Genomic DNA, 384 nt, shown 5'->3' on the forward strand with positions numbered 1-384 from the left:
CAGCACGGGAATGAAGGTTCTGGTCCGCGGCCGCATCCATTACACCAAATGGACCGACCAACAGGGCGTCGATCGCTACGGCTGCGAAATCATCGCCGAGACAGTAGACTTCCTTAGCCGGATGAAGCAGACCGTAAACAGCGAAGGCAAGTTCATTGACGACGAGGACATCCCGTTCTGAGCGGGAGCCGGAGAGCCCGGCGGCCATTGCCGTTGGGGCTGGTCCCTGGAGAGCTTGTGCCTGCTCAAGTTGGAGATCAGCGTGAAAGGGCGCTTTCCCCGATGGCATTGAGGTTCAGCATGGCCGCAATACCGATGAACAGGCCGCCCGCGCCACCAAGCAAGTTGAGGGCGATGGTCGAGTCGATCGCATTCTTGGTGATG

Annotated in this window: 1 protein-coding gene; it reads left to right on the plus strand. The window is 59.4% G+C overall.

Annotated features, from left to right (window positions below; translation table 11 throughout):
* Positions 1 to 181: single-stranded DNA-binding protein (locus HBA93_RS19135; protein WP_221724358.1), on the plus strand; the 181-nt coding region annotated here is incomplete at its 5' end.
* Positions 182 to 384: the final 203 nt, after the last annotated feature.

It is taken from the genome of Ochrobactrum sp. SFR4, assembly GCF_019730395.1.
Lineage (GTDB): Bacteria > Pseudomonadota > Alphaproteobacteria > Rhizobiales > Rhizobiaceae > Pseudochrobactrum.